This is a genomic window from Vibrio sp. S9_S30 (genome assembly GCF_014694455.1).
GTDB lineage: Bacteria > Pseudomonadota > Gammaproteobacteria > Enterobacterales > Vibrionaceae > Vibrio.
On the sequence record NZ_JAAUWT010000055.1, the window covers coordinates 1 to 4,281 of the forward strand.

General features: G+C 40.3%; 4 protein-coding genes and 1 pseudogene. 4 read left to right on the plus strand and 1 reads right to left on the minus strand.

All coding sequences use genetic code 11. The annotated features are described in order from the left end of the window. Positions 1 to 513: 513 nt before the first annotated feature. From HC752_RS23630 to HC752_RS23645, 4 genes are all read left to right on the plus strand, one after another. Positions 514 to 1,152: a GIY-YIG nuclease family protein gene (locus HC752_RS23630; protein WP_190337644.1), complete on the plus strand. Its 639-nt coding sequence runs from the start codon at positions 514 to 516 to the stop codon at positions 1,150 to 1,152. 1,083 nt (positions 1,153 to 2,235) lie between these two features. Then, positions 2,236 to 2,367: a hypothetical protein gene (locus tag HC752_RS25190; RefSeq protein ID WP_274602165.1), complete on the plus strand. Its 132-nt coding sequence runs from the start codon at positions 2,236 to 2,238 to the stop codon at positions 2,365 to 2,367. A 338-nt stretch (positions 2,368 to 2,705) separates the two neighbouring features. Beyond that, the gene (locus HC752_RS23640; protein WP_190337646.1) at positions 2,706 to 2,912 is read left to right on the plus strand and encodes a hypothetical protein; all 207 of its coding nucleotides are present in this window, start codon (positions 2,706 to 2,708) and stop codon (positions 2,910 to 2,912) included. A 306-nt stretch (positions 2,913 to 3,218) separates the two neighbouring features. Further along, complete coding sequence (locus HC752_RS23645; RefSeq protein WP_123011671.1) at positions 3,219 to 4,151, plus strand: Abi family protein; 933 nt, start codon at positions 3,219 to 3,221, stop codon at positions 4,149 to 4,151. A 28-nt stretch (positions 4,152 to 4,179) separates the two neighbouring features. Here HC752_RS23645 and HC752_RS23650 read toward each other — a convergent pair. Continuing rightward, a pseudogene (locus tag HC752_RS23650) lies at positions 4,180 to 4,281 on the minus strand (IS110 family transposase); the annotation flags it as partial.

The following is a 4,281-nucleotide window of genomic DNA, read 5'->3' on the forward strand; positions in this document are numbered from 1 at the left end:
CAAAAGCTTCAAACCGACAAACAACGCGTGGCATTTTTGGTTTGCGGTGAATTTAGTGTTTAAGGTGCAATGCAGCGGCTTGATTTGTGCGTTGTTTGCGGTTTAAGCTGGCGTTATAGCGCTTTGATGACTCAAGGGTTGTAATGATTTCGAAAGTTGCTGGCTTCAGTGTTTTTAAGTTCGCTTTCTCAATCAACATCAAGGTGGAAAGCCGTCGCAAGCCAAGTCGCTGTAAGTTTTAAAAACCAATTAGGTTAGCCGGATTTTGAAGCTTGGTTTTCGGTTTGTTCTTCTAAATTCTCGACTGAGTTGGTGTTTTGGGTTTCGTGGTCTGGTTGCAGTAGGTTTTGTTGGCTAAGATGTCGTTCATTGAATGCAAGCTAAGTGCTTCATTGCCAAGCGAGTTTGTATGCTTGTATCGCTCTAACAAACAGTTCAAGCAGACCAAAAACGCGTGGCATTTTTAGTTTGCGGTGGGTTTGGTGATTAAGGTAGCTTGCGGAAGCAGCATTTGTGCGTTTTTGGCTACTTAACTGGGCGTTATGTTTTGTTACTTTATCAGCCTTTATTACATTCTTTATTATTGGGATAATAGCTAGTTTTAACTCTATTTTATGTTTTGGTGAAATCATGTTTACTAGGCTGTTTTCAGCGCTCGAAATTCGGAATGATATAAATGAGGTGCCAAATAAAGGTGGTGTTTATAAACACTTTGTTGATACAGAAGGATTGCAAAAGTTAAATGGTGTCTTTCCTTCTAAGCAAGAAATTATACCTAGTGGTGAGAGTGTTCATCTTCTATATGTAGGTATGGCTAAAGATCTTCGGTATCGGTTAAAGTGGCATTTAGGTATGGTAAATACATCACATTCATGTATTTTGCATGGTACCTTGTCTACGCTACGTTTAAGTTATATTGCTAATCATGAAGATATAGACTGTTTGTCGAAACAAGAGTTATTAAATGTTTTTTTGGATCAGCATGTTTATATCAGCTATAGTCAAACGTCTGATTATGTTGGTATTGAGCAAGCATTGATTAAGCAACATGATCTGCCTCTAAACATTAAGGGGAATCAACATCCTTTTGTCAAAGTGAACAAAGAGCGAAGAAAAAGAACTAAAGAGAATTATATAAATAAGTTCACCTAAGTAAAACAACATAACAAACGCTTCAAGCGGACTGCCAACGCGTGGCATTTTAGGTTTGCAGTGATAATTGTGTTTAAGGCGCAATGCGGTAGCTTTTGTATAGTGTTGTCAGCAGCTTAAGCGGGCGTTATAGCGCTTTGGTGGTTCAAGGGTTGCAAGGTTCTCGAAAATAGCTGGCTTAAGTGCTGGAAAGTTCGATTCCTTAACCTAAATCAAGGTGGAAAATCTTCGCAAACCAAGTTTCAGTAAGCTTTAAAAACCAATTAGGTTAGCCGGATTTTGAAGCTTGGCTTTCGGTTCGTTCTTGTAAATTCCTCGACTGAATCGGTGTTTTGGGCTTTGTGGTCTGGTTGCAGTAGGTTTTGTTGGTTAAGATGCTGTTCATTGAATGCAAGAAAAATGCTTCTCTACCAAGTGAGTTTGTGTACTCGTTACGCTCTAACAAACGCTTCAAGCGGACTGCCAACGCGTGGCATTTTAGGTTTGCAGTGATAATTGTGTTTAAGGCGCAATGCGGTAGCTTTTGTATAGCGTTGTCAGCGGCTTAAGCGGGCGTTATAGCGCTTTGAAAATTCAAGGGTTGTAAGGTTCTCGAATATTGCTGGCTTCAGTGTTTTTGAGTTCGATTCCTTGACCTGCACCAAGGTGGAGAATTCTCTATCAGCCAAGCTGCTTTGGGATCTCATGCCAGTTGAGGACATCGGATTTTGAAGTTTGGTTTTCGGTTTGTTCTTCTAAATTCTCGACCGAATCGGTGTTTTGAGTTTTGTGGTCTGGTTGCAGTAAGTTTTGTTGGTTAAGATACCTTTCATTGAATGCAAGCTAAGTGCTTCATTGCCAAGCTAGTTTGTATGCTTGTATCGCTCTAACAAAAGCTTCAAACCGACAAACAACGCGTGGCATTTTTGGTTTGCGGTAATTTTAGTGTTTAAGGCGTAATGCAGCGGCTTGATTTGTGCGTTGTCTGCGGTTTAAGCTGGCGTTATGAAGCATCTAGAAAAGTTCTGAAAAATTAGGAGTTAAGGCTCTTTATTCGAATCTGGCATCTTCGATATTTTGAAATGATCTCAGCTTGGAAATGTTTTGAGTTTCTTTGATGAAATGCCGCTTGGATTTCATCAAAAGGCAAATTGGCTGTTTGGTTACTTTTGCCGAGTGGCTACTTCTAGCAGCCATTTGCTGCGCCGTGATTTCTGTGGGGCGGCAGGGCATTGAAAACTTCAAAGTTTGGTGTGCGTTTTGAATCAACTCGTTGTGGGTTTATCGTGTAGCTGCCGGCATTTTGTGAATTGGCTCTGTGTCTTAACCATTTGTATTTGTTGGAATTCCGAGGTTGCCGTAAAGTCCGTTCATAACAAACAGTTCAAGCAGACCAAAAACGCGTGGCATTTTTAGTTTGCGTTGAGTTTTGTGTTTAGGGTAGTTTGCAGAAACAGCATTTGTGCGTTTTTGGCTACTTAACTGGGCGTTAGCTGTTTTTGCTGCTCACCACAGAGATTGCATAAAGGGCAACATAATTGGCTAAGAAGAAAAATCAGAAAAGGAGTTAGAGATTGAAAGGGATATTAACGGGTTACGGAGTTATTTTATTTCCGGCATCAGTTGGCGCGTTTGTCGGCTTTGCTCATGGTACTCCAGCAATTTATGTAATTTTTCCTCTGTTAGTTTTATCATGGTTTCAAGCTAATCAACAAAAAGAAATAGAAGAACTTAAGTCAGAGCTGAAAAAAATGAAGTCATCGTTGAAAGGTGGTGATTGAGTGCCAGCATGTAATGAGGTGCTTTCGGTAATCACTGTGAGACAACAGCTAACAAGAGCTTCAAGCCGACAGCCAACCTTTGGCATTTTTGGTTTGGTTGAAGTTTTGTGATTACGTTGGTCTGTTTGAGCTTTCTGGCTGTTGGCTACGGCTTAAGCAGGCGTTAGGTTTACGTTTGAAAACTATGTAATTGTAATATTGACAGGTGCGTCAACTGGTGCTAGATTAAGCCTTAACAACACCCGCCACGCTTCCTTCTCAGAATAGCGCAAATAGGCGGGTTTTTTTTTGCATGGTTATCAGTGAATGGCTAAACAAACGGAAATAAAAAAGCAGCACTATAATAAATCGACTATGTCACCTCAGTCTCTGTTGGATAAGTTAAAGCAAAGAGGTTTAGTTATTCCAGACGAGAATGCTGCGCTGAATGCTTTAAAATTCATAGGATACTTTCGCCTACGTGGTTATTGTTACCCGTTTTATCAAATGACACAAGAGCGAAAGCCTCTCCCCGTGTTACCGAAAACGTTTATTGAGGGTACCACCTTTGATGATATCGTTTCACTATACGAGTTTGACCGTAGAGTTCGTCTACTCATAATTGAAGAAATTCAAAAGGTTGAAGTAGGCTTGCGTACATGTATTAGCGAGCATATGGCAAACAGCCATGGACCTCATTGGTTTATGAATTTAGCTGTCTTAAGTCCTACCTTTGAATACGATGGTTTTCATGCGCGTATAAAAGACGCGAAAGAGCTATTCATTTCACACTACTATGATAACTATCAATCTCCCTCGTTACCTCCATCTTGGATGATAACTGAAGTGCTTACTTTTGGTACCTGGTCACGTCTTTACGCAGATTTGTTTTTGTCTGATCAAAAAGCTATTGCCAAACAATTTGATGTTAAAAGTGGTGAAGTTATGGGATCGTGGTTCCACTGCTTATCACACCTTCGAAACTTGTGCGCACACCATAACCGTGTTTGGAATCGCAGTTTTCAAGTCTTTATGCCTCGAGACACTAAAGAATTGAAAGAACATATGACACGTAAAAATACCTTATATAGTCGACTGTGCGTTATAAAGCATTTGTCTGATCAAGTTTCAGTTTCAAATGGCTTAACAGAGCGTTTGCTGTCTTTACTTGAAAGTGCTCCAAAAGTAGTTACTCTTGAGCAAATGGGGTTCCTTGAGGGGTGGCAAGAGCATACGCTTTGGGCTCCTAAAGAGTCATAAACCTAACAAGAGACTATGGCGTCAATAGCTAATTTTTGGCGCTATCTTTATCCCACATTATACCGTCTCTTAGCATTGAATTAAGTGTCACAACCATCTTTCTCATACAGGCAACTATCGCTACTTTCTT

Coding starts and splice junctions, on each gene's coding strand:
- HC752_RS23645 (WP_123011671.1), top strand. CDS start 3,219: ATGGCTAAACAAACGGAAATAAAAAAGCAGCACTATAATAAATCGACT.